Genomic DNA, 25,313 nt, shown 5'->3' on the forward strand with positions numbered 1-25,313 from the left:
CTTTATTTTTTTATCTATATTTTAAAAATAAGGCTAAACCTACTAAGAAACACAAAAAAATAAGCAAAATACTAACTTTTATAAATATTTGTAAGTATATTAGTTATTTAATAAAAGTGCTTAAAAAACGGTATATTTTAAATATTTTAAAAATGTTACATTGAAGAAAAAAAAGTTATCATATCGATTGTTTGAAGTTAAAATCCTATGTTATAATCAAACTTGAAAATGATAGATGGGGGAGAATAAATGGGGTTACCAAAGTTAATAACTAAAAGAAACGGTTTAACCGTTAGTTTTGAAACAAGTAAAATTACTGCAGCAATTTTAAAAGCAGGAAACCAAACTGGTGAGTTTGGAGAAAAAGAAGCAAAAAAATTAACAGATGAAGTATTATTATTAGTTGAAAAAAATAATGACTATGAAAATTTAACAGTAGAAACGGTACAGGATACAGTTGAAAGAGTACTTCTTGATTCACCATATAAAAATACAGCTAAAGCATATATTTTATATCGTGAGAAAAGAAATCAAGCAAGAAAACCAGATATCTTTAAATTTAGATTAAATTTAAAACCATATGAATATCCAAGTCTAGAAGAATATAAAGAAGCTATTCAACACTCTTACTGGTTACATACTGAATTTAACTATACTTCTGATATTCATGACTTCAAAGTAAATGTTAATGAAAATGAAAGAAATGTTATTAAAAATGCAATGCTTGCTATTGCACAAGTTGAAGTAGCAGTAAAAACTTTCTGGGGTGACTTATATCATAGATTACCTAAACCAGAGATAGGTTCAGTAGGTTATACATTTGCAGAAAGTGAAGTTAGACATCATGATGCATACTCACATTTATTAGAAATTCTTGGCCTAAATAATGAGTTTGAAAAGATTAAAGATATCCCTGAATTAATGCAAAGAGTTGATTATTTAACAAAAAGTGCCCAGTTAGCAAAAACTGAAAGTGATAGAGATTTTACACTATCAATTTTATTATTTTCATTGTTTATAGAGCATGTTTCACTATTTAGTCAGTTTTTAATAATCATGGCATTTAATAAATATGAAAATTTATTTAAAGGAATGAGTAATGCTATTGAAGCAACTTCTAAAGAAGAACAAATTCACGGATTATTTGGAATTGAATTAATAAATGTAATTAGAAGTGAAAAACCAGAATGGTTTAATCATGATTTAGAACAAGAAGTTATTGCTGCATGCAAGGAAGCATATAGAAGTGAAGAAATTGTTATTGACTGGATTTATGAGAAAGGTGATTTAGATTTCTTACCTAAAAAATTAGTTAAGGAATTTGTTAAAAACCGCTTAAATAACTCATTATTAAGTATTGGATATAATAAAATATTTGAAGTTGATGAAAAATTAGTAGAACAAACAGACTGGTTTGATGATGAAGTTGTAGCAACAAAACATGTTGACTTCTTTATTAAGAGATCAATTAATTATAGTAAAAGAACAAGAAGTATTACAGGGGACGATTTGTTTTAAATAAAAAAATTGGAGGAAAAATAATGAAGTGGTTAAATGAGAACAGTAAACTATTTTTGTCAAGAGGTTACTTAACAGAAGGAGTTACTGCTGAAGATAGAATCAAAAATATTGCTAATAAAGCAGAAGAAATTTTAAAGATTGATGGTTTTGCAAAGAAATTTTATCATTATATGGAACAAGGATTTTATTCGTTATCATCTCCAATTTGGGCAAATTTTGGAATTAAAAAAGGTTTACCAATAAGTTGTTTTGGGTCACATATTTCAGATAATATGGGTTCTATTTTATATACTCAATCAGAAATCGGAATGATGAGTAAATTTGGTGGTGGAACAAGTGGTTATTTTGGTGATATTAGACCACGTGGTGCAGCAATTACTGATAATGGTAGTTCTTCAGGATCAGTTCATTTTATGAAGTTATTTGAAACAATAATTGACGTAGTATCACAAGGTTCAACTAGAAGAGGAAGATTCTCACCATATTTACCTATTGATCATAAAGATATCTTAGAATTTTTAAATATTGGAACAGAAGGTAATCCAATTCAAGAGTTAACACATGCTGTAACTGTAACTGATAAATGGATGGAAGAAATGATTGCTGGAGATCCTGAAAAAAGAGCTATTTGGGCTTTAGTAATCCAAAGAAGAGTGGAAATTGGTTATCCATATATCTTCTTTACAGACACAGTTAATAAAAATACTGTTGATGTTTATAAAGATAAAAACTTAAAAATTAATCACTCTAACTTATGTAGTGAAATTGCATTACCTAATAATGAAGAATGGTCATTCGTATGTAATTTATCATCAATGAATATTTTATATTATGATGAATGGAAAGATACAGATGCTGTTGAAACAATGATTTATTTCTTAGATGCAGTTATGACTGATTTTATTGATAAGTTAGAAAATTTAAGAGATTCCGAAAGAAAAGAAGATAAATTAGCATTCTTCTTTATGGAAAAAGCATATAATTTTGCAAAAGCAAATCGTGCTCTTGGTCTTGGTGCACTTGGCTGGCACTCATATTTACAATCAAAGATGATCTCTTTTGAAAGTATGGATGCACTTAAACTAAATGCTCAAATATTTAAACTTATAAATACAAAAGCACACAATGCTTCAAAAGAATTAGCTAAATTATATGGTGAACCAGAAGTATTAAAAGGATATGGTAGAAGAAATACAACTCTAACTGCAATTGCTCCTACTACTTCAAGTGCATTTATTCTAGGTCAAGTTTCACAAAGTATTGAACCAATTTGGTCAAATAACTATGTAAAAGACGTTGCTAAAACAAAAGTTACAATTAGAAATCCATACTTAAGAGAAGTATTAGAAAAATATGGTAAAGATACAAGAGAAGTTTGGAATGATATTAGAGATCATGACGGTTCAGTCCAACATTTAACATTTTTAACCGATCATGAAAAAGAAGTATTTAAAACATTTAGTGAAATTGATCAATATATAATCATTAATCAAGCAGCAACCAGACAACAATTCGTTGATCAAAGCCAATCATTAAACGTAATGATTAATCCAAAATCAACTGCAAAAGAAATAAATGAATTATACTTATTTGCGTGGGAGAATAATATTAAATCGCTTTATTATCAACATAGTACAAATGCAGCACAACAATTTAGTAAAGATAAGTTATGTGTAGTCTGTGAAGCTTAAGATATAAGGGACTGTAAAGAAATGAAGTTTTGATACTTCAGGAGCTTACAGCTCTTTTCTTTATATTTTATTGTGGATAAATAATAAAAAAGGTCTATTTCTAGACATATTAAAAGAAGATTAGTTAAAATATTAACTTATCCACTGGATAACTATTCGGTTACTCTATATCTCTTATTATGGAATTTTAAGAGATTATAGCCAATTGCCGTTAAAGTCATCTCTAACCAAACTTTTAAATTGCCTTTTCGTCTAAATCTTCTAATTCCATAATTTTCTTTTATCATACCAAATGCTCCTTCAACTTGAATTGATCTTTGAACTCTTAACTCTATTCCAAATTCACTTTTCAAGTTTTTAATTACTTCTTTTTGGTAGTTTAAGTTCTCTTCATAAAAGCGTTGTAGTAATGTTTTTCTTTTACCTGAACCATAGACAAACACTGGATTTAATAATCCTATTTGCTTATCTAGAAATGCTTTTATACTTTCCAAATAATTAAGTTCATATAAATCATACTCATTAAAACTAATCCCTGAAGGATTATATTCTTTATTTAACTTTTCAATTAGTTTGGTTATTTTTAAATGTAACTTAGATTCAAATTTCTCAACTGCACCTCGCCAAATAAATGTATATTTATTGGCGACAGATTCTATCTTTGTGCCATCAATATAGATAATATCAGTGTTTACATTATCATTTTTTATTATATATTCATTTAGTTCTTTAAATATGTCTTTTAAACTTGTAGTAAGATGTTTGTTAATAAAGTTACCAATAGCTTGGTGACTTGGGCTTATTTCATCTGTAAGCCACATTATTCTTATATCATTCTTTGCGGCTTTTTCTTTTAGAGCTTAACAAAGTTCATTTCGTTACAGCCCCATTTTTATATCTATTCAGTGTTAAAATTAATCAATTACTCAAAAATTATATTATATAGTATAATAAATATAAACTATAATAAAGAATTAGCTGGAAGAGGGTTTTAATATTCCAATTATTGAACTAATAAATAATCCAATAGTTTTATTAATTTTAAACTCAGTTATTTTATCGGGGATTCTTTTACTATTGACTATTGTCAATAAAAATATAAAAAATAAAATATTTGATATTACATATAAATCAGTTTTAATTATCATAGGATCTTTTTTAATCCTTATGTTCCCTTGGTATATAGATGATTTAATAATCCTAGATACAAGAAATGTTTTTTATATATTTACTACAATGTTTTTAGGAATAATACCATCAATAATAGGTTCATTATCAACATTAATTATTGGAATAATAATTGATGGTTTAAGTATAAATATTTTAGCTGAGGCATTTTATGTTATTATTCCAATTTTAGTGGGGACGATTTTAAAACATAAATTTAAGAAAAAAAATAAATTTTTAGACTATTTTATTACAGGAATAGTTTCCAATACTTTAAGTATCTTTACATATTTATTAATTATCGATTATTCAATAACCTCACTAGATTTTTTACTATTTGGGTTAATTTATCCAGTTATTTATCCGTTTATTGTTTTAATCATAAATGGATATACTGAGAATGAACATTTAAGAAAAATAGTTCAAGAAAATAATATTATAATTGAATCAACATTAAACTCAGTAAAATATATTGAGATTTATGCAATTGATGTTAATTATAATTACTTAGCATTTAATAATCATCACCGTAATCAAATGAAGAAATTTTATGATAATAAATTAATAATTGGTCAAAATTTCTTGGAACTTGTCACAAATAACAAAGTTAAAAATAGGTTGAAAGAAAATTTAGACAAATCTTTATCAGGTGAAACGAATACAATTGTGATTGAAGTTAGTGAGTATGGTAATAAAATTTTAAAAGAAACATATGGTCCAATTAGAGATTTAAAGGGTATTGTAGTTGGTGTATGTGTATATAGCGAAGATGTTAGTGAAGAATATAAAAAAAGAGCAGAGATAGAGTATTATAGTAAATATGATTCACTTACTGGACTCTTTAACCGAAATCTTTTTGAGAAAAGTATTAAAAAATTAAATGATATTTCAGATATTTCAATTATTTATTTTGATGTTAATGGGTTAAAAAGAGTTAATGACGCTTTTGGACACTTAGCCGGTGATAAATTAATTAAAACTGTTTCAAATGAGATTACTAGCATGTTAAGTATGTATGAAGCTAAAATATACCGTATTGGTGGTGATGAAATAGTTTCTATAAGCCGCACATTAACTAATGTTGACAAACTAATAAAAGATATAAAAGATAAGCTGTTTAATACTAAGATTTTTCATTTACCAATTTCAATATCTGCCGGCCATGCAATTAAAAAAAGTGATGAATCTTTTATGGATTCCCTACTAGCTGCTGAAGAATTAATGTATGTTGATAAAATTACAAATAGCCATAGTATTCAAAAAGAAAATATTGATTCTTTAATTAAAACTCTACATGATAGTGAAGTTGAAACATTTGAGCATTCCAATCGAGTACAAAGATTATCAAACAATTTGGGGAAAATGTTGAATCTTAGTTTCAAAGAACTAAAACTTTTGGATTTAATTTCAAAACTTCATGATATTGGTAAAATTGGAATTGACCAGGAAATATTAAATAAACCAGGAAAACTAAATAAAATGGAATTTCAACTAATGAAAAGACATTGTGAAATAGGTTACCAAATACTATCATTAGTCTATGATTATTCAATTATTGCTAATGATGTATTATCACATCACGAAGACTTTGATGGCGGAGGTTATCCAAGAGGCTTGAAGGGTGAAGATATCCCACTTAAATCTAGAATTATTAGAATAGTTGATTCATATGATGCTATGACATCAGATAGAAAGTATCGAAAGGCTTTAACCAAGGAAGAAGCATTAAAAGAAATAGAAGATGGACTTGGAACTAAATATGATCCAGTAATTGGGCAGAAATTTATTTTAATGATAAAAAAAGAAGCGATTTAAATTTCGCTTCTTTTATTTATTAGAAGAATTTTGCTCTTGCTTGATCTTTTATCTCTCTACTTGCTGTAAATGGAATTCTTGTTGTATAACCTGCTTTTGCAGCAACAATAGCTTTTGTTGGCCATGCAAAGATATCTTGGTTCCATCTAAGTACAGTATCATTATAAACTTCACGTGCAGCTGTTATTTCTTTTTGTAGATAACTGTTTTGTTGCATCGCATCAGCTAATGAGCGATGTGCTTTTAAATCTGGATAAGCTTCAAATGCAATTCTCACATTTGATAATGCTTGATCAAGTTGACCTGAGACTTCATTTCTTGTTTCTTCAGTTGGATGAACGCCACCTCTAAACATTGCAACAGATTTCATAACATCTTTATCTAAATCAATTGATTTTTCAACAATACCTACAACATTTTGTAAGATAACAACTCTTTGTTCTAAATAGTTATCAATTTGAGATGCATTGTGTTGAATTTTTTGTTGTAATGCTTTTAAATAGTTTCTTGCACTTATTTTCATGAAAAGGAAGATAAGACCAGGAATAATTAGTGGGAACCATAATAATATTTCAAAGATAGTTGATCCTACTCCAACTTTTGCTGGTATCTGTTTTTCAATTACGTTAATGTCACGACCTTGTTCGTTGACTGTTCCAGTTAATTCATCTAATTCATTTGCCATAATTAATACCTCCATTATTTTTTTTAATTATACCATTTTTTTTAGTTTTTTTTATTTAATTATTCTTGCAATAAAATTACCTAAGTAAAATAATTCATTCTCATCTAATTTTTCATTATTTTTTAATTTGTTAATAAAGTTGTTTAAATGATCTTTATAATCTTTATTTTCCTTATCTTCAACAATATTAATATCAATTACTGATTCTTGTGTAACCGGAAGATATTCAACCCAGTGAATAGGGATAGTATGCATTCTCCCGTCCCCACCTAATCTAGTTCTAAATTCAGTTCTATTAATTGCTTTATAGCCAAAGGCTGTAACCTTTACTTTATCAGTATTATTTTTACTTGATACAATACTTGTTTTTAAAATATTTCTAGTATTTGACTCCGGATGTCTAAGGTTAGATTCACCTAATTTATTAGCAACAATCTCATGCTCATAAAAGCTAACATAACTATCATATAAATCTTTATAAATGTATTCATGGGGCTTTTGTTGCTGATAAAGTGGGATTGCAAGTATCGGTGCGAAAGTGAAGTAAACTGCTTTAAAGAATAAAACATTTGTATCAATAAATTTGCTTTTAATTAAAGTGAAATCATAATCATAATACTCACTTGCATTAACATTTAAGACATCACCATTTAAGTGTTCTGGAGTAATAATATTGATTTTTTTGTTTTTAATAAAATCAAAATTATCGCCATAACCTATTGTTTTTTCTTTCATTAATTCTAGTAATTGCTTTTGTGCAAGAGGAGTGAATAACAATCTAAATTGTACTTCATTGTTTCTATCTGTTGCATTAAATAAAACTTCAAATTCTGAGTTTGCAAGAGTTGTAAAGTTACCCCCCTTTTTAATGTCTTTCTCCGCTTTTTTCCTTAGTATTTTTTCTTCTCTCTTTACATGTTTATCAATTTGTTTTTGATCCATATTTTCAGCATTGGAATCATCTCTAGTAAATTTTAAATCAGGTGCTGCTTCATTTCCATAAACTAAATATGCTTGTTCATTGTAGTATGGATAAGGTTTTAAGATGGTCTCAGTTAGAGTTTGTGTTCTTGTTTGAGCAACTCTTTTCCCATTAACGGTTGTATATGTAACCCAGGAGATGATAATAGATCCAGTATATGCTTTCGTTCCTAAGGTATGAACTAAATCGTTTGCGATATAAAAGGGATTACCATTTATATCACCAGATTTAACAAAGAGAGTAGACCTATCTAGTTCAGGGACATCATCTAAACCAAATTTATTTACTAAGTAGTCATATCTTTTACTATCAAACATTCTATCTAGATTAATTAAGGGGATAGTTTTTTTAAATAATTCAATACCCATTTCATCGGTAAATAGGTCATTTAATGGCTTCATTTGTGACTTAGCTAAATTAATTAATTCACTAATCTCATTTTTAATAAAATCTGAATCAGTCTTTAATTTTTTAAGTAATGGATTAATTTTTTTGAAAATTAAGAAAATAAAAAGAACTGAAATTAATGAAGATACTGCAATAAATCCTACATCAAGAGCCATTGATGTTGTAGCAGTAATATCTGCTAATAGTTTAATCGAAATTAGTAATACAATTACGATAAAAAGTATCATCAAAATTCTAAATGTATTATATTTTGAAATTTGTCTCTTAGTCGTTTCTTTTTTATGATTTAGTGTTTTAATTTTTTTAATTGTTTCTTTATTTTCCTCAACATTGATATTTGATTTTAAAACTAGTTCATCAAAATATTCCTCAACATTCTTTTTATGGTTTGGCCCATACTTGTTTTTGTATTCCATTAAAGGATCATAAATGTGATCATCCACATAAATCCCTCCCCTCTTTTCATTAAGTTAATAATACTACAATTGGCTCTAATTGTAAATAAATAGTTTTAAATTAAAAGTATCTTCGTTACAAAAAAACGTGCAAATTTCTTATATTATGATATAATATAAGGAAGAAATGAGGTATTCAAATGAAAACTTTTTATTTAAATGGTGAATTTATGACACTAGCTCAGTTTTTGAAAGCTAATGATTATATTAATTCAGGTGGCGAGGCTAAATATTTTCTGCAAGATTATGTTGTAAAAATTAATGGCGAACAATGTTCATTGCGTGGTAAGAAATTATATGAAAAAGATATAGTTACAGTAGGCAATGATGATTTTGTTTTACTGTATGATAAAAAAGATTAATCTAACTAATATTAGAAATCATAGTAATTTATCACTAGATCTAAATGATCGATTTATTTATATTAAGGGACCAAATGGTTCTGGTAAAACAACGATTTTAGAAAGTATTTATCTTACTTCAACAACTAAGTCTCATAGAACAAATAATGATTTTGATTTAGTAAAAAGAAATGAAAAATTTGGAATTATCCATTTGGAAACTAATAAAGATATTTTCAAAATAGTTATTCATGAAAAAGGTAAATCAATTTTAATTAATAACAAAGAGGCAAAAAAGTTAAGCGAAGTTATTGGTAGATTAAAAGTAATTATGTTCTCACCAGAAGATTTAAATTTAATTAAAGGTTCACCTCATGTTAGAAGAAGTTTTATTGATTATGAAATAATTAAATATAGTAAAAATTATTTAAATAATCTGACAACCTATAAAAATATTTTAAAACAAAGAAATGCTTTACTTAAAAATATCAGTCTTAATGATGATCAAACTTTCTTAAATATTTTAGGAACAAAACTTTATGAAATAGGAATTAAGATTATTAGACAAAGAAGTGAGTTCATAGAAGAACTAAACTTAGAAACAAAGAAAATATATAGTTTGTTTTCAGATAAAAATATCGAAATAAATTATTTGCCAAATGCAAAAGAAGAGTTTTTTTTAAATCATTTAACAAATAATCAGAAACAAGATATTTTATATAAGACAACTATGTCCGGTCCACACCGCGATGACTTTTTAGTAACGTTCATGAATGAAGATGCGTATAAATCATCTCAAGGTGAGATTAGACTAATCGTTATTTCTATGAAATTAGGGCTAATAAATGTTTTAAAAAATAAAACGAGTGATAATATCACCTTGTTGTTAGATGACGTTTTAAGCGAATTAGACGATAAAATCAAGCACAAGTTTTTAGATAATTTGCCAGAGAATATGCAAATAATCTTAAATAGTGCAATAAATATCGATAGTAATAATGTAAAAATACTAGAATTAAAAGGAGAAATGTAAAATGAGTGATCAAAAGAAATATGATGCCTCGAATATTCAAATATTAGAGGGATTGGATCCAGTTCGTAAAAGACCTGGGATGTATATTGGAACTACAGGTTCAGATGGACTGCATCATTTAGTTTGGGAAATTGTAGATAATTCAATCGATGAGGCGCTTGGTGGATATGCTGATGAAATTACATTAGAGATTTTAAAAGGCGAAGTAATTAGAGTTACAGACAATGGTCGTGGTATTCCTGTTGACATTCATCCCCATACACAAAAACCAGCAGTTGAAACAATTTTAACGACTCTTCACGCTGGTGGTAAGTTTGACGGGGAATCATACAAAGTATCCGGAGGATTACATGGTGTTGGTGCATCAGTAGTTAACGCGTTATCAGAATGGTTTACTGTAAATGTTCATAGAAATAATAAAAATTATTTTCAAAAATATGCTAGAGGTGTTACGCAAACTGAATTAGAAGAACGTGGCTCAAGTGAACATACTGGAACAATTATTGAATTTAAATTTGACCCTACAATTTTTATTGAAACGCAAGTATATGATTATGAAAGACTAAGACACCGTATTCAACAGCTTGCTTTCTTAAATCGTGGTATTAAAATATCAATTAAAGATTTAAGGGGTGAAGAGACTCATGAGGCCACATATCATTATGAAGGTGGATTAATTGAGTATGCTGAGTTCTTAAATGGTAATAAACAAAAAATTAATAAGCAATTGTTTTATGTTGAAAAGTTAGTAGACGATATAAACGTTGAAATTACAATCCAGTACAATGACTCATATAATGCAAATATTTATTCATTTGCTAATAACATTCCAACTAGAGAAGGTGGAATGCATGAAGACGGATTTAAGATGGCTTTAACTAGAGTTTTAAATAACTATGCTAAAGTTAATAAAATTACTAAAGATGAAGAAGGATTTATTGGGGAAGATACTAGAGAAGGATTAATTTCAATTATTTCAATTAAGCACCCTGATCCACAATTTGAAGGACAAACAAAAACAAAATTAGGTAATACCGAAGTTAGACAAATTGTAAGTCAAGTTGTAGGTGAGAGTCTAGATCGATTCTTACTTGAAAATCCAGGAGATGCAAAATTAATTATTGAAAAATTAGTTCTTGCTAAAAGATCAAGAATTGCTGCTAGAAAAGCGAGAGAAGCAACAAGAAAAACCCCACTTGATTCATTAGGGTTTGCTTCTAAACTTGCAGATTGTAGAACAAAAAATGCCGAGATTGCTGAACTATATATCGTCGAAGGGGACTCCGCTGGTGGATCAGCTAAGCAAGGTAGAGAATCAGAATATCAAGCAATTCTTCCACTACGTGGTAAAGTACTAAACGTTGAAAAAGCAAGACAAGATAAAATTTTAGGTAATCAAGAAATCTTATCCTTATTCCAAGCAATTGGGGCAGGTATTGGTGATGAATTAGATGTTACAAAAGCTAGATATCATAAGATCGTTATTATGACCGATGCTGACGTTGACGGGGCACATATTAGAACCCTTTTACTAACATTCTTCTATCGTCATTTAAGACCATTAGTAGAATTAGGTTATATTTATTTTGCTCAACCACCACTATATAAAATATCAAGTGGTAAAAGATTTGAGTATGTTTATACAGATGAAGAATTACCAGCAGTGATTGAATCATTCGGTGAGAGATATCAAATGCAAAGATATAAAGGGTTAGGGGAAATGAATCCAGAACAATTATGGGATACAACAATGAACCCTGAAACTAGAACATTGCTTAGAGTATCTTTAAAAGATGCAATGGATGCAGATCAAGTATTTAGTATGTTAATGGGTGAGGAAGTTGAACCTAGAAAAGACTTTATCCAAGAAAATGCTGAATATGCAAATGATATTGATATTTAAGGAGTAAGAGATGAGCGATAATAAAAAAATAGATAATATTGATTTAGAAGATCAAACAAGTAAGGTAACGGAAGGAAATATTAGAGAAGTAAATATTTCTAAAGAGATGAAAAAATCATTTCTAAGTTATGCGATGAGTGTAATTGTCTCACGTGCCTTACCGGATATTAGAGATGGACTAAAACCAGTTCAAAGAAGAATCTTATTTGGTATGAATGAACTTGGTATGTATAGTACTTCACAGTATAAGAAAAGTGCACGTATCGTTGGGGACGTTATGGGGAAATACCATCCACATGGTGACTCAAGTATTTATGAAACAATGGTAAGAATGGCTCAAGATTTTAGCTACCGTTATATGTTAGTTGATGGTCATGGTAACTTTGGTTCAATCGATGGTGATGGCGCTGCTGCGATGCGTTATACTGAAGCTAAAATGAGTAAGATATCAATGGAACTTTTAAGAGATATTGATAAAGATACAGTTAATTATGTAGGTAACTATGATAACTCAGAAAGAGAACCAAGTGTCTTACCTTCAAGGTTCCCAAACCTTTTAGTTAATGGATCAACTGGTATTGCAGTTGGTATGGCAACAAATATTCCACCACATAACTTAGGTGAAGTAATTGATGCTATTATTGCATATAAAGAAGATAAAGATTTAACTGTTTTAGATTTAATGCAACACATTAAAGGTCCAGACTTTCCAACAGGTGCTGAAATCTTAGGTCTAACCGGACTTAGACAAGCATATGAGACAGGTCGTGGAACAATTGCAATGCGTGCTAAGGCAGATATTGTTGAACGTAAAAATGGTCGTCATAGTATTATAATTACTGAAATTCCATATCAAGTTAACAAGGCAAATTTAATTGAAAAAATTGCTGAATTAGCAAAAGAAGGAAAAGTAGATGGAATTACTGAACTTAGAGATGAATCAAACAGAAAAGGAATTAGAGTAGTAATCGACTTAAGAAGAGATGTTATTCCTAATGTTATGTTAAACAATCTTTACAAAAATACTCAGTTACAAAAATCATTTGGTTTTAACATGATTGCTTTAGTAAACAATAAACCAGAAATGGTAAACTTAAAATCAATGATTAGTAACTACTTTGATTTCCAAATTGAAGTAATTCAAAGAAGAACAGAGTTTGAATTAAATAAAGCTGAAACTAGAGCACATCTACTTGAAGCATTTATGAAAGTATTAAATGATATTGATCATGCAATTGAAATAATTAAATCATCACAAACAGGTGAAATTGCTAGAGAACGTTTGATTGAAGAATATGACTTTGATGATGTTCAAGCAAGAGCAATTCTTGATATGAGATTACAAAGACTTACAGGTCTAGAAATTGAAAAAATCAAAGAAGAAGCAGAAGAAATTAGATTAAAGATTATTGAATTAAAAGAAATTATTGCAAGTAACGAATTAAAAGAAGATATTTTAGAGTCGGAGTTACTTGAAATTAAAAACAAATATAGTGATAAGAGAAGATCAGAAATTAACTTACATGATGACTTATCAATTGAATCTGAAGATTTAATTCCAGTTGAAGATATTATTATAACTGTTACAAATAAAGGTTATATTAAACGTATGAAGACTGATGCTTATAAATCTCAAAATCGTGGTGGAGTTGGAATGAGCGGAATTAAAGTTCATGATGATGACTTTGTTGAACATATTCAAATGACATCAACTCACGATTTCCACTTATTCTTTACTAATAAGGGTAGAGTATATAAGATTAAAGGATATCAAATTCCAGAAGCTTCTAGAACTGCAAAAGGAATTCCAATTGTTAACCTATTAAATCTAGAACAAGGTGAATACTTAGCATCATTTACTAATATTAAATCATTTGAAGATGAAGCTGCACACTTAGTCTTTGTTACAAAACAAGGTATTGTAAAAAGAACAAAGATTACAGAATATCAAAACATTAGAACAAATGGTATTATCGCTTTAACATTAAAAGAAGATGATGAATTACTAGTAGTAAAAGCAACAGATGGTACAAAAGACATTGTTTTAGGTGCATCAAATGGTAAAGCAATTAGATTTAGTGAACTAGATGCAAGAGCAATCGGTAGAACAGCAACTGGGGTTTTAGGTATGCGTCTTGATCAAAATGAAGAATTAATTGGAGCTGCAATTATTAATTCAGATGACGATGAGATTTTAGTAGTTACTGAAAAAGGTTTTGGTAAACGTACTAAAGCAAGTGAATACCGTAGTCAAAACCGTGGTGGTAAAGGGGTATTAACCTTAAAGATTACTGAGAGAAACGGTAATCCAAAATCACTAAGAATGGTTTCAAATGATGATGATTTAATTGTAGTAACAGATAAAGGCATTGTAATTAGAACACATATTGAACAAATCTCAACAACCGGTAGAGCAACACAAGGTGTTAGAATAATCAACTTAAAGAATGATCAAAAAGTATCAACTGTAGCGGTTGTTCCATTTGATAAAGATGAAGAAGAAAAAGTTGAAGAAAAAGGATTTACTCAAGACTCAATTACAGTCGATGAACAACAAGAAAATATCGTAAACTTAAATCCAGTCGAAGAAAAAGAAGAAGTTGTAACAAAAGACTCATTATTTGAGGATAAATAAGATAAAACGAAGTTATAGAAAAATCTATAGCTTCTTTTTTATTATGATATAATTAAAGAAATTATTTAGGAGGATTAAGATGATAAAACTAAAGGGAGTATCTAAGTACTATAAAACTAAAACCGGCGTTTCTGAAGGTATGCGAAATATTAACTTAGAATTAAGTTTAAATGAATTTGTTGCTGTTACTGGACCAAGTGGTAGTGGTAAGACAACACTACTTAACGTATTAAGTGGTCTTGATTCATATGAAGATGGCGAGTTATATATTAATAATGAAGAAACATCACACTATGGCGTTAAAGAATGGGAAGAGTTTAGAGCAAGTAATGTTGGCTTTGTTTTTCAAAACTATAATGTTATAGATTCATATACGGTTTATCAAAATGTCTTAATTGCCCTAGAAGCACAAGGATATAGTGAAAAAAGTAAAAAAGAAAGAGCACTTGAATTAATTGAAAGAGTAGGACTTACAAGCCATAAAAATCAAAGAACTTCAAAACTTTCTGGAGGGCAAAAACAAAGAGTTGTTATAGCAAGAAGTCTTGCCAAAAATGCTCCAATTATTTTAGCAGATGAGCCAACAGGAAACCTAGATGAACAAACAGGTAAGGAAATTATGGCCTTACTAAAAGAAGTAAGTAAAGATAAATTAATTGTTTTAGTAACTCATGATTTTAATTTAGCTAAAGATTATGTAACTAGAAGAATTGAAATGAAAGATGGAAGCATTAAAGAAGATAAAGTAATTGATAAATCAAATGCTATAAGTGATAAAGAAATTATAACAAGTAATCTTGATAAGAAAAATAAATTTTTAACAGCAAGTAAGATTGCAATGAGAAATATTTTTGCAACGCCTAAGCGTACAGTTTTTACAACCCTTTTATCAGTACTTGCAATTGCAGTCTTTCTATTTTTTCATGCTTCATTAATTAGTAATCAAGTTGGTAGTATCGTATCAAATCAGAGTGACTTAATAGTTTATAATCGTGATAAAACTAGTTTTAACCGAGAAAGTTATACTAAATTGAAGCAAGACTTAGAAAATAAAGATATTGATGTTATAGTACCTTTTAGTATCAATGAAGTAGATTTTAATGGCTTGTATACAACCATAAATACAGCTGATTCAATTACTAAAAATAATAAAATAGCTGAAGGTAGAATGATTGAAAACGATAATGAGATTATTGTTATAGATTTTTATAATTCAAGAGAAAATTATGAATTAAATAAAACGTATAATTTAATCTTAAAAGATTATATGGATAATGTTATTTACCAAAAAAGTCTTACAGTAGTAGGATTTATGGAGTATGATAGTAATTTTTCTTATAATGGATTTAGTTCAATCATTGTTCATCCTACCATTTTGTATGATGATAACTTTAAAGTAAATAGTGTATTTAAATCATTTAGAACTTACCAAAAAATAAGTGAAGAAGTAAATTATGTAAGTATACTAGGTTCAGATAGACCTTCAATTGAACTTGTAAGAGAAAAAATAGATCAAGATAAATATCAAATAATTGATGGTTATTTAAAGAGTGAAAATGAAATGGGATTTGTTGTTGGTATTTTTGTAATTGTTCAGTGGTTACTATTAATTGGAATATTATCAATTGTATTTTTAGTAATATATAATATTAGTAAAAATGTGATGGAATCTAGAAAGAAAGATTTTGCTGTATATAGATCAATTGGTGTTAGTGAAAGTGAAGTGGCACTAACTATAATCTTTGAACAGCTATTCGTTGCAATTTTTGCAATCTTCATCACAATTACAATGTTTGAAGTATTATCAATTTGGATTGAAGAAGTTAGATTAGTCACAAGACATATTAAAGTAAGTGATTACTTCTTAGTATCAACCGTCTTTGCTTTATTTACACTAGCACTTGGACTTAAATTTAACCGTAAAATATTTAATATTACCGTAATAGATTCATTAAAGGAGGATTCTAAATAATGATAAAAGTAAATAATTTAGATAAATACTTTAATAAAAATAAAGAAAATAGTATTCACGTTATTGACAATGTAAATTTAGAATTTCCTAAGTCAGGTCTTATTTCTTTAGTTGGACAATCAGGCAGTGGTAAAACCACATTATTAAATGTAATTAGTGGCTTAGATAAAGCAAATGGTACAATTCAATTTGATAATGTCTTGATGAATAAGTATGAAAGCCATACATGGGATAAGCTAAGAGCTAATGATATTGGCTATGTTTTCCAAAACTACTATTTATTAGAAGATAGATCAGTATATGATAATATTGCTATTACTTTAAATATGATTGGAATTGTAGATAAAGAAGAAGTTGATTACCGCGTTAATTATTGTCTTGATGCGGTTGGGATGTTTAGATATCGTAAAAAACTAGCAAGTGATCTATCAGGTGGGCAAAAGCAAAGAGTTGCTATTGCTAGAGCAATCGCTAAAAACCCTAAAGTTGTAATAGCAGATGAGCCAACTGGAAACCTTGATTCGTTAAATAGTATTGAAGTAATGAAAATAATTAAAAAAATATCGGAAGAAAGATTAGTTGTCTTAGTTACTCATAATATTAATTTAGCTAATAAATATTCAGACCGAATAATTAATATAAGTGACGGTAAAGTGATAAGTGATAATCTAAATACTTTATCTGGTGAAACTGAATTAATTTTTGACGATAATAACATCTATTTAGGTAACTTAGAAAATATGATGGATCAGGATGGTATTAAAGTTTATACTAATGACTTAGAACAAAAACTTAATTTAATGATTATTAAAATTAATAATAATTACTTTTTAAAACCGATGGATGATAATATTAGAATTAATGTTATAACTCCTAATTCAGGAATTGAAATAATTGACGATAAAAAAGAAAACTATGATAAATCAAATGACTTTAAAACAGAGTTTTCACTAGATCAATTAGACAAGGTTAAGACTTTAAGAAAAAAGAAAAAAACTTTTACAGTTAAAGAATCAGTAATTGAAGCATTTAGAAAAATTACTAATCTAGGAAGAAAATCAAAAATTCAAATTATTGCATTAATACTACTTGGAATAATGTTTTCTGTCTCAGTGCATACTTTATTTTCTAATATGTTTGTAGATACAAGAACAATATATACTGATAAACATGTTTATGTTACAGACTTAGATAATCCTAGTAATACTAATCCTTCGAATTTTATCGAATATATTGACTTAGTAAACTTAGTAGGGAGAAGATCAATTGAACTGAAAATAGATAAACCTAATAATGGTTATTTTGATTTATCACTGTCACTTGAATCAGCCCTTCCAATAGAAGGAATTAAAGAAGAAGATATTACTGCAGGGAGATTACCAATCAATCCACAAGAAATTATTATAGATAGTTCTATCTTAGATAAAAAATATGCAAATAGTGTCGTATACCGTGCGCTTGGCTTAAATAAAGTAAATGATTTACTAAATCAAGAAGTTATAATAGAGGGCTTTAATTACTTTAAAATTGTTGGTGTTGTAAATACTGGCTCAAAAGGTATTTATTTAGATAAGATGATTGCGAATTCTTATTATGCGAGTGATGAAGGCCTAACATATGGTTTAGTTAGAGATGACGTTGAAATATTAAGTGGAACCCTAGAAGATTCAAGTGATGTCGTTTATGCATTAATATCCGATAGATATTCATCACTAGATATTTACTTTAAATCAAATAATATTCAAGTTACTGGAATATTTAAGGCAAATGATAATGATCCACAAATTGTGATGCACCAAAATAGTCTAAATCTTTTAAAGGATAAACATAATATTGAAGACAATAAGATAAGAAGATTTTACAGTATTGATGGAACCAATCCAAATGATGCAGTCTTTGAAAACTTATATGATATACAAGTTAAAAACATTAGTGAAGTAAGCAAAGAATCAATGCAAGCATCAGTTGTGCAAATGATTATCTCTCTTGGTTTGTCTAGTTTAATCTTTTACTTTTTAGTTCGCTCTTCATTAACTAAACGTGTTAAAGAAATAAGTATCTTAAGATCTCTTGGTGTAAATAAAAAAGAAGTAATAAGCCTTTTTGGAATTGAGTATTTAGTTTTAACGCTATTTACCTCTTTAATTGGTGTTATTATTGGAACGTATTTAATAAATGTTATTGCTAATAGTTTCTTTAATAGCTTTGTATCAATGCGAGCAACACCACTATCAACCCTAACATCAATCTTAGGAATTATATCTATAAATGTAATACTTGCACTAATTCCGGTCTTTTTATTACTTAGAAAAACACCAGCTAACATGCTTACTAACTACGATATTTAGGAGTGTTTTATGTATAGAAAAATTATTGAAAATTATAAACCCATAAATGAACAAGAACATTATGATAGATTATCAATGCTTGATTTTATTGATAAAAATGAAAATGCATTAAGTAGAGATAATTTAGTGGCTCATTTTACCACCTCAGCAATCGTTGTAAATAAGTCTTTAGATAAAGTTTTATTTGCCTATCATTTAATATATAAATCATGGGCATGGTTAGGGGGTCATAATGACCTAGACTCTGATTTTTTGAATGTTGCGGTAAAAGAAGCTAAAGAGGAAAGTGGGTTATTAAATGTATATCCCCTTGAAAAAAATCCAATTATGCTTGATCAAATCTTAGTTCAAACTCATATTAAAAATGGCAAATATGTAGGAGATCATCTACACTTAAATTTAACGTATTTATTATACGCAGATGAAAATGAAAAGCTAACTGTTAAGGAAGATGAAAACAGCGGTGTTAAATGGTTTAAGATAAGTGATATTTTAAGTATGGTTAAAGAAGAAAGAATGATTCCTATTTATAAAAAAGCATTTAATTATATTGAGGTTAATAAAGATAAGTTACTAAAGGTTATAGAAAATGATTCTATGGACTAATGCTACATTTTATTCAATGGAAGACTGTTTATTAACATATGATAAAGTATTAACTGAAGAGGGAATTATTGTTGCTCTTGGAAATGATACTTTAAAATACAGTAATTACCAAACTGTTGATTTAAAAGGTAGTTATGTCTTTCCAGGTTTTAGTGAATCACACCTACACTTAATTGGTTATGGAAGAAAATTGTTTAGTAATAACCTAAAATTAGATATTAATAAAGAAAGTGTCTTAGCAAAGATTAAAAAATTTTACAAAAATGAAAAACTACTAATTGAAGGATATATTAATATAGGTATAACAAAAGATGATCTAGATTTAATAAGTAGTGATGATATTATTATACTTAGACATAATGACTACCATAGTTTTACAGTAAACTCTAAAGTACTAGAAATGTTAAATATTAAAAATAGTAATGGCATCATTTTAGATGATTTGGTAAGTAGTAAAATTACTAAGGTTTGGGAGTCAAACGATAAAGTAATGCTTACTAAAATTACTGATTATGCAATTAAAGATTTAAAAAAGTTAGGATTTACAAGCGTTCATACAGATGATTTATCATATTTTAATAGTTATGATGAAACAATTGAAATCTTAAATCTATTATCAAAAACTAATAACTTTAGAATAAACACATTAATACATTATAGTGTATTAGATTCCTTTATAAAATATTATCCAAATAATAAACTATTAAATCCAATTCAAATAAAGGTCTTTTATGACGGGACACTATCATCAAAAACCGCTTTAATTAGCGAAAATTATGTAAATTCAAATAGCAACGGTAAAAGATATATAACGGATAAAGATTTTTTAAATCTCCTAAAAAAAGCAAGATCTCTAAGTAAGGGACTAGCTATTCATACAATTGGTGATTTAGCATTTAGTGAAGTAATTAAACTATTATCATTAGAAAAAAAAGTAAGTGAAATGGATAGAATTGTTCATGGCTCACTTGCAAGTGATGATTTAATTTTAGAATTAGAAAATATTGCAATTGATATTCAGCCACATTTTGTTAAATCTGATAAAGAAGTAATTAGAAAAAATATTAATCATCAAACAAATATTTATCCATTTGATAAATATAATAAAAAGGTTTTAATTAATACTAGTTCTGATGCGCCAGTTGAAGATCCAAACCCACTTTTAAATATGTATGAATTAAATAATATCAGTAGGTTTGATATGATAAAAAGTTATACAATAAATCCTTATTTAACTATTAATAAAAAAGGTGGATTAATTAAAGAGGGATATTATGCTGATTTTACTTGTTTTGATAAAGATATTATGAAGATAGAAAAAGAAGAATTATTAGACACAAAAGTTTTATATACAATTATTGACGAAAAGATGTAATTATAAAAAAATATCACTTATAAATGACATTAATTAATCTTAATAATAAGTAAACCAACAATCCGTTTTTAAATATTGCTTAAAGATTTAAAACAATTAAATAAAAAGTTGTAATTTATGAATAAACATAATTACAACTTTTTTTACTTAAACTATTTTGGTCGATCTAATGAATAAAGATCAATAACTTTAACAAACTTATTTCCAGCAAGTCTTCCAATTGGTTTTAAGTTTTCATAGTTTATATATGTATTTTGATAAATATCTTCCCTCAAATGAATTAAAGATACTCTGCCAATAAAGAAGTCAGCACTAATTATGCCATTATCTCCAAGTTCTAGATGGCTTTCAAGCAGAACTTCAAACCTAACACTACCTTCTTTAACCCCAGGGGTTTTAATATTTGTACTATTAATAGGAGTTAGATTTGCTAAATCAATTTCACTTATTCCGTAAGGTAGTCTTGCTGCAGCCATATTAAATTTTTCAACATTTTCCTGCGTCATCACGTGAACTACAAATTCTTTTTCACGAATAATATTAATTGCAGTATCTTTCATTTTATTATCTTCTCTAAGAACAGATAGAGAAATTAATGGTGGGTTTGGAGTCAAAATACTAAAAAAACTAAATGGAGCTCCATTAATTGTTTTATCTAGATTTAAGGTAGTAACAAAAGCAACCGGCCTTGGAGCAATTGTTCCACTTAATATTTTATGTGTTTCTTTTTGACTTAAGTCTTTTGGATTTATTTTTAACATGTCTACACCTCATTTTTAAGTATAGAATAATTTAAATTTTTAAACAACTTATATACTAATATTATACCATTATATGATATACTAAATTAGTAAAAAAGGGAGGAATCTTGATGAATACAATTGCGAGAGGTATTAAAACACCAATAATTAGAAAAGGTGATAATTTAGCACAAATAGTTGCTGATAGTATTTTAAAAGATGCAAGTGTTAATAATTATGAATTAAACGACCGAGATATAATTGGAATTACTGAAAGTGTTGTAAGTATTAGCATTGGTAATTTTGTTGATATTAAAGATGTTGTTACTGACTTAAATAATAAATTTGAAGGTGATGATATTGGCGTTGTTTTTCCGATTCTTTCTAGAAACAGATTTTCTATTATCTTAAAGGCGATTGCTCGCGCTAAAAAGGATATTACAATTATGCTTAGTTATCCTAATGATGAAGTGGGTAATCCTGTCTTAGATTTAAAAGTATTAAAAGATATAAACTCAAACTTTGATTTAATTAGTGAAGAAGATTATTTGAAAAACTTTTCTAATTTTAAACATCCTTGGACAAATGTTAATATAGTTGATTATTATAGAAATATTTGTCTTGATGAAAAAAGCAGTGTTAAATTTGTCTTTTCAAACAATCCGGAAGATATTTTAAAATATACTAAAAATGTTTTAGTATCAGATATTCACACAAGATTTGAAACTAAAGAAAAAATAAGAAATAAAGATAAGTTTAGCAAGGTATATGGTCTTGATGACATATCTACTGAAAGTATTAATGAAAGTGGCTTTAATAAAAAATACGGCCTACTTGGATCTAATCTAGCAACTAAAGATAGTTTAAAATTATTTCCTAATGAAAACTATGAGTTACTAGAAAATATTCAAAATATTATTTATGAACAAACAAACAAAAAGCTTGAAATTTTAATTTATGGGGACGGAGCATTCAAAGATCCAGTAAGCAAGATTTGGGAATTAGCAGATCCTGTTGTATCACCCTTTTATACAAAAGGCTTAATGGGTAGTCCAGTTGAGTTTAAGCTTAAATACTTATCAGAAAATGAGTTTAAGAATTTAAGTAAAGATGAACTAGAAAAAGCAATTGAAAGTTTAAGAAAAGATAAGAAAAATAACACCTTATCACAAGACAGCATGCTTGGAACAACTCCAAGAAGATATGTTGATTTAATAGGTTCACTATGTGATTTAGTAAGTGGTAGTGGGGATAAAGGCACACCGGTTGTTTTAATCCAAAATTACTTTTAAAATGCTTGCTAAATAAATTATATTTGCTATCATATTATTTGGAGAAAGAAGAGGAGAGATTATTATGGAACAAAATAAAATAGCTAATCCAGCACCACTAGGGTTAATTGGATTTGGAATGACAACAATTTTATTAAACCTTCATAATGCAGGAATCATACAATTATCAGTTGTGATAGTTGCAATGGGAATTGCACTGGGTGGTCTTGCACAAGTTGTTGCAGGTTTATTAGAATATAAAAGAGGTAATACATTTGGAGGAACAGCATTTACTGCATTTGGTTTCTTCTGGTTAAGTTTAGTTACAATTTGGTTAGTAGGGCCAAAACATGTTGTAGCTGATAAAACATCAATGGGCTTTTATTTATTATTATGGGGAATTTTCACAACAGCAATGTTTGTGGGAACATTAAAACATAATACAATTTCAAAATTAGTATTTGGTAGTCTTGCATTATTATTTTACTTACTTGCAATTGGTGATTTTGCAAACTCACAAACAATAACAACAATTGCTGGTGTTGTAGGAATTATTTCTGGATCACTTGCATTATATGATGCAATGGGTCAAATTATTAATACAGAGTTTGGGAAAGATATTTTTCCTTTATAATAATGGAAGATCTAAAGATAAGTTTATTAGATAAAAAACTACTGGGCGTTAAAAAATTATATAATAGAGAAGCTTTATTCTTTTATATAATAGATTATAATGAAACATTTTATTTTGGTGTTGAAGAGTTTGATTTTAAACTAGAAGGATATCAAATTAGATTGGTTCATGATATTGAAGAAACAAAAATAATTGATAATTTCTCAAGTAAAATAAATGAAAAAGAAGGATTAATCGAAAAGATTAAACCTTATAAAATTAATTTAGAATCATTTGAGACAATCTTTAATGATTTATATAAAATGGATAAAATTATTTCAATTGAAAGAGAATACCATGATGACGATAATTTTTTCTTAATAGGTAAAATAGTTAGTGTAACTTTTGATAGTATTTGGTTTAAAGACTTTAGTGTTGATGGAATTTGGAATGAAGAAATAAGTATTATTCCCTTTGAACTAATAACTACAGTAAGGTTTGATTCAAACTATATAAACATATGGGAGAAATATATATGAGATTAATAGGAAATATTTTATGGATTATCTTCGGTGGCCTATTTACGGCACTTGGTTGGTTTTTACTAGGACTAATACTTTGTATAACAATTATTTTCATACCTTTTGGTAAACAATGCTTCAAGTATGCAAAGTTATCACTTGCTCCATTTGGTAAAACCATTGATTTAAATTTTGGGAAACATCCAATAGCTAATGTTATTTGGGTAATATTTGTTGGTTGGGGAATGTTTCTAACATATATTGGTTCAGGAATTGTACTTTGTATAACAATTATCGGAATACCATTTGGTCTTCAATCATTTAAAATGGCAACACTTGGATTATTTCCATTTGGTGCTAAAGTAAGATAAGTTTAATAAACATAGACACTAACTCTATTTATAGAAGAGTTAGTGTTTTTTTGTATATTGATTGTAGTATTTAAAGATAAATAAAAAGATATCAAGTAAATAATACTTAATATCTTTAGTTAATTAGCTATTAAATCTTTTCAAGAACTCTTTTGTTCTTTGTTCTTTTGGATTATTAAATAATTGTTCAGGACTTCCCTCTTCAGCAATGACGCCACTATCCATAAAAATTATTCTATCTGATATTTCTTTAGCAAAAGCCATTTCATGAGTTACAATAATCATTGTCATACCAAGCTTTGTTAAGTCTTTAATAACATTTAAAACTTCCCCAACCATCTCTGGATCAAGTGCACTAGTTGGCTCATCAAAGAGAAGTACTCTTGGCTCCATTGAAAGACTTCTTGCTATTGCGACTCTTTGTTTTTGCCCACCTGATAATGTTTTAACGTCTTGGTGAATAAATTCACCCATTCCAACTTTCTTTAAGTTGTTAATAGCAATCTCTGTTGCTTCTTCACGGCTTCTTTTTAAGACTTTCATTTGACTTAAAGTACAGTTGTCTAAAACATTTTTGTTATTAAAAAGGTTAAAGTTTTGAAAAACCATTCCAACTTCACTTCTAAGTAAATTAACATTTCTCATGTTGTTTAAGATTGATAAGTTATTATAAATAATTTCTCCACTATTTGGATACTCTAAAAGATTTAAACATCTAAGTAGTGTTGATTTACCACTACCAGAAGAACCAATAATTGAGATAATTTCTCCTTCAGTAACATCAAAGTTTATGTCTTTTAATACATCATTATTTCCAAAACTTTTTTTCAAATTTTTTATTTTAAATATATTTTTCATAA

At 27.8% G+C, this 25,313-nt stretch carries 20 protein-coding genes; 15 read left to right on the forward strand and 5 right to left on the reverse strand.

Features of this window, described 5'->3' with window-relative positions; all coding sequences use genetic code 11:
- The first annotated feature begins 249 nt into the window (after nt 1–249).
- Both T352_RS0104640 and T352_RS0104645 read left to right on the forward strand, forming a co-directional pair.
- Complete coding sequence (locus T352_RS0104640; protein ID WP_026391956.1) at nt 250–1,518, forward strand: ribonucleotide-diphosphate reductase subunit beta; 1,269 nt, start codon at nt 250–252, stop codon at nt 1,516–1,518.
- A gap of 23 nt (nt 1,519–1,541) precedes the next feature.
- Complete coding sequence (locus T352_RS0104645; protein ID WP_026391957.1) at nt 1,542–3,212, forward strand: ribonucleoside-diphosphate reductase subunit alpha; 1,671 nt, start codon at nt 1,542–1,544, stop codon at nt 3,210–3,212.
- Nucleotides 3,213–3,364: 152 nt separating this feature from the next.
- Here the strand turns inward: T352_RS0104645 and T352_RS0104650 are convergent, their stop codons facing one another.
- Nucleotides 3,365–4,033 carry a transposase gene (locus T352_RS0104650; RefSeq protein ID WP_026391958.1) on the reverse strand — a complete coding sequence of 223 codons (669 nt, stop codon included), beginning with the start codon at nt 4,031–4,033 and terminating at the stop codon, nt 3,365–3,367.
- 346 nt (nt 4,034–4,379) lie between these two features.
- On the opposite strand from T352_RS0104650, the gene T352_RS06570 reads away from it, so the two are divergent.
- On the forward strand, nt 4,380–6,194 hold the full coding sequence (locus T352_RS06570; protein ID WP_156951200.1) for a bifunctional diguanylate cyclase/phosphohydrolase: 1,815 nt from the start codon (nt 4,380–4,382) through the stop codon (nt 6,192–6,194).
- 19 nt (nt 6,195–6,213) lie between these two features.
- Here the strand turns inward: T352_RS06570 and T352_RS0104660 are convergent, their stop codons facing one another.
- Together T352_RS0104660 and T352_RS0104665 are read right to left on the reverse strand one after the other, a co-directional pair.
- Entirely contained in the window at nt 6,214–6,879 is a 666-nt protein-coding gene (locus T352_RS0104660; protein WP_026391959.1) for a LemA family protein, read from the reverse strand.
- Nucleotides 6,880–6,930: 51 nt separating this feature from the next.
- Nucleotides 6,931–8,712 (reverse strand): DUF4199 domain-containing protein, encoded by a 1,782-nt coding sequence (locus T352_RS0104665; protein WP_026391960.1) that lies wholly within the window; start codon nt 8,710–8,712, stop codon nt 6,931–6,933.
- Nucleotides 8,713–8,864: 152 nt separating this feature from the next.
- Between T352_RS0104665 and T352_RS0104670 the strand changes: the two genes are divergently transcribed.
- The 8 genes from T352_RS0104670 (at nt 8,865) to T352_RS0104705 (ending at nt 20,937) form a co-directional block, all read left to right on the forward strand.
- Complete coding sequence (locus tag T352_RS0104670; protein ID WP_026391961.1) at nt 8,865–9,086, forward strand: RNA-binding S4 domain-containing protein; 222 nt, start codon at nt 8,865–8,867, stop codon at nt 9,084–9,086.
- Nucleotides 9,070–10,098 (forward strand): DNA replication/repair protein RecF, encoded by a 1,029-nt coding sequence (recF, locus tag T352_RS06575; protein ID WP_051615838.1) that lies wholly within the window; start codon nt 9,070–9,072, stop codon nt 10,096–10,098. The genes T352_RS0104670 and recF overlap by 17 nt, the downstream gene beginning before the upstream one ends.
- Nucleotide 10,099: 1 nt before the next feature.
- Complete coding sequence (gene gyrB, locus T352_RS0104680) at nt 10,100–12,001, forward strand: DNA topoisomerase (ATP-hydrolyzing) subunit B (RefSeq protein WP_026391962.1); 1,902 nt, start codon at nt 10,100–10,102, stop codon at nt 11,999–12,001.
- Between the two features lie 10 nt (nt 12,002–12,011).
- On the forward strand, nt 12,012–14,636 hold the full coding sequence (gene gyrA / locus T352_RS06580) for a DNA gyrase subunit A (protein WP_051615839.1): 2,625 nt from the start codon (nt 12,012–12,014) through the stop codon (nt 14,634–14,636).
- Nucleotides 14,637–14,715: 79 nt separating this feature from the next.
- Complete coding sequence (locus tag T352_RS06940; RefSeq protein ID WP_026391963.1) at nt 14,716–16,608, forward strand: ABC transporter ATP-binding protein/permease; 1,893 nt, start codon at nt 14,716–14,718, stop codon at nt 16,606–16,608.
- Entirely contained in the window at nt 16,608–18,956 is a 2,349-nt protein-coding gene (locus tag T352_RS06945) for an ABC transporter ATP-binding protein/permease (protein ID WP_051615840.1), read from the forward strand. Before T352_RS06940 ends, T352_RS06945 begins: the two co-directional genes overlap by 1 nt.
- A gap of 9 nt (nt 18,957–18,965) precedes the next feature.
- On the forward strand, nt 18,966–19,562 hold the full coding sequence (locus T352_RS06595; protein WP_035345379.1) for an NUDIX hydrolase: 597 nt from the start codon (nt 18,966–18,968) through the stop codon (nt 19,560–19,562).
- Nucleotides 19,546–20,937 carry an amidohydrolase family protein gene (locus T352_RS0104705; RefSeq protein WP_026391964.1) on the forward strand — a complete coding sequence of 464 codons (1,392 nt, stop codon included), beginning with the start codon at nt 19,546–19,548 and terminating at the stop codon, nt 20,935–20,937. Before T352_RS06595 ends, T352_RS0104705 begins: the two co-directional genes overlap by 17 nt.
- A gap of 152 nt (nt 20,938–21,089) precedes the next feature.
- Here the strand turns inward: T352_RS0104705 and T352_RS0104710 are convergent, their stop codons facing one another.
- Complete coding sequence (locus tag T352_RS0104710; protein ID WP_026391965.1) at nt 21,090–21,698, reverse strand: flavin reductase family protein; 609 nt, start codon at nt 21,696–21,698, stop codon at nt 21,090–21,092.
- 110 nt (nt 21,699–21,808) lie between these two features.
- On the opposite strand from T352_RS0104710, the gene T352_RS0104715 reads away from it, so the two are divergent.
- From T352_RS0104715 to T352_RS0104730, 4 genes are all read left to right on the forward strand, one after another.
- Complete coding sequence (locus T352_RS0104715; protein ID WP_156951201.1) at nt 21,809–22,969, forward strand: coenzyme F420-0:L-glutamate ligase; 1,161 nt, start codon at nt 21,809–21,811, stop codon at nt 22,967–22,969.
- Nucleotides 22,970–23,033: 64 nt separating this feature from the next.
- Entirely contained in the window at nt 23,034–23,582 is a 549-nt protein-coding gene (locus tag T352_RS0104720) for an acetate uptake transporter (RefSeq protein WP_026391967.1), read from the forward strand.
- 2 nt (nt 23,583–23,584) lie between these two features.
- The gene (locus T352_RS0104725) at nt 23,585–24,100 is read left to right on the forward strand and encodes a hypothetical protein (protein WP_162151205.1); all 516 of its coding nucleotides are present in this window, start codon (nt 23,585–23,587) and stop codon (nt 24,098–24,100) included.
- The gene (locus tag T352_RS0104730) at nt 24,097–24,453 is read left to right on the forward strand and encodes a YccF domain-containing protein (protein ID WP_026391969.1); all 357 of its coding nucleotides are present in this window, start codon (nt 24,097–24,099) and stop codon (nt 24,451–24,453) included. The genes T352_RS0104725 and T352_RS0104730 overlap by 4 nt, the downstream gene beginning before the upstream one ends.
- A gap of 123 nt (nt 24,454–24,576) precedes the next feature.
- Here the strand turns inward: T352_RS0104730 and T352_RS0104735 are convergent, their stop codons facing one another.
- Nucleotides 24,577–25,311, reverse strand: a complete 735-nt coding sequence (locus T352_RS0104735) for an amino acid ABC transporter ATP-binding protein (RefSeq protein WP_026391970.1) — start codon at nt 25,309–25,311, stop codon at nt 24,577–24,579.
- Nucleotides 25,312–25,313 lie beyond the last annotated feature (2 nt).

The sequence above is a fragment of the Haploplasma modicum ATCC 29102 genome, assembly GCF_000687835.1.
In the GTDB taxonomy this organism is placed as follows: domain Bacteria; phylum Bacillota_I; class Bacilli_A; order Acholeplasmatales; family Acholeplasmataceae; genus Haploplasma; species Haploplasma modicum.

What these genes read in the sequence shown, in the direction of transcription:
- T352_RS0104640 (WP_026391956.1), top strand. Translation starts at nt 250, where the DNA reads ATGGGGTTACCAAAGTTAATAACTAAAAGAAACGGTTTAACCGTTAGT.
- T352_RS0104645 (WP_026391957.1), top strand. Translation starts at nt 1,542, where the DNA reads ATGAAGTGGTTAAATGAGAACAGTAAACTATTTTTGTCAAGAGGTTAC.
- T352_RS0104650 (WP_026391958.1), bottom strand. Translation starts at nt 4,033, where the DNA reads ATGTGGCTTACAGATGAAATAAGCCCAAGTCACCAAGCTATTGGTAAC.
- T352_RS06570 (WP_156951200.1), top strand. Translation starts at nt 4,380, where the DNA reads ATGTTCCCTTGGTATATAGATGATTTAATAATCCTAGATACAAGAAAT.
- T352_RS0104660 (WP_026391959.1), bottom strand. Translation starts at nt 6,879, where the DNA reads ATGGCAAATGAATTAGATGAATTAACTGGAACAGTCAACGAACAAGGT.
- T352_RS0104670 (WP_026391961.1), top strand. Translation starts at nt 8,865, where the DNA reads ATGAAAACTTTTTATTTAAATGGTGAATTTATGACACTAGCTCAGTTT.
- recF (WP_051615838.1), top strand. Translation starts at nt 9,070, where the DNA reads ATGATAAAAAAGATTAATCTAACTAATATTAGAAATCATAGTAATTTA.
- gyrB (WP_026391962.1), top strand. Translation starts at nt 10,100, where the DNA reads ATGAGTGATCAAAAGAAATATGATGCCTCGAATATTCAAATATTAGAG.
- gyrA (WP_051615839.1), top strand. Translation starts at nt 12,012, where the DNA reads ATGAGCGATAATAAAAAAATAGATAATATTGATTTAGAAGATCAAACA.
- T352_RS06940 (WP_026391963.1), top strand. Translation starts at nt 14,716, where the DNA reads ATGATAAAACTAAAGGGAGTATCTAAGTACTATAAAACTAAAACCGGC.
- T352_RS06945 (WP_051615840.1), top strand. Translation starts at nt 16,608, where the DNA reads ATGATAAAAGTAAATAATTTAGATAAATACTTTAATAAAAATAAAGAA.
- T352_RS06595 (WP_035345379.1), top strand. Translation starts at nt 18,966, where the DNA reads ATGTATAGAAAAATTATTGAAAATTATAAACCCATAAATGAACAAGAA.
- T352_RS0104705 (WP_026391964.1), top strand. Translation starts at nt 19,546, where the DNA reads ATGATTCTATGGACTAATGCTACATTTTATTCAATGGAAGACTGTTTA.
- T352_RS0104710 (WP_026391965.1), bottom strand. Translation starts at nt 21,698, where the DNA reads ATGTTAAAAATAAATCCAAAAGACTTAAGTCAAAAAGAAACACATAAA.
- T352_RS0104715 (WP_156951201.1), top strand. Translation starts at nt 21,809, where the DNA reads ATGAATACAATTGCGAGAGGTATTAAAACACCAATAATTAGAAAAGGT.
- T352_RS0104720 (WP_026391967.1), top strand. Translation starts at nt 23,034, where the DNA reads ATGGAACAAAATAAAATAGCTAATCCAGCACCACTAGGGTTAATTGGA.
- T352_RS0104725 (WP_162151205.1), top strand. Translation starts at nt 23,585, where the DNA reads ATGGAAGATCTAAAGATAAGTTTATTAGATAAAAAACTACTGGGCGTT.
- T352_RS0104730 (WP_026391969.1), top strand. Translation starts at nt 24,097, where the DNA reads ATGAGATTAATAGGAAATATTTTATGGATTATCTTCGGTGGCCTATTT.
- T352_RS0104735 (WP_026391970.1), bottom strand. Translation starts at nt 25,311, where the DNA reads ATGAAAAATATATTTAAAATAAAAAATTTGAAAAAAAGTTTTGGAAAT.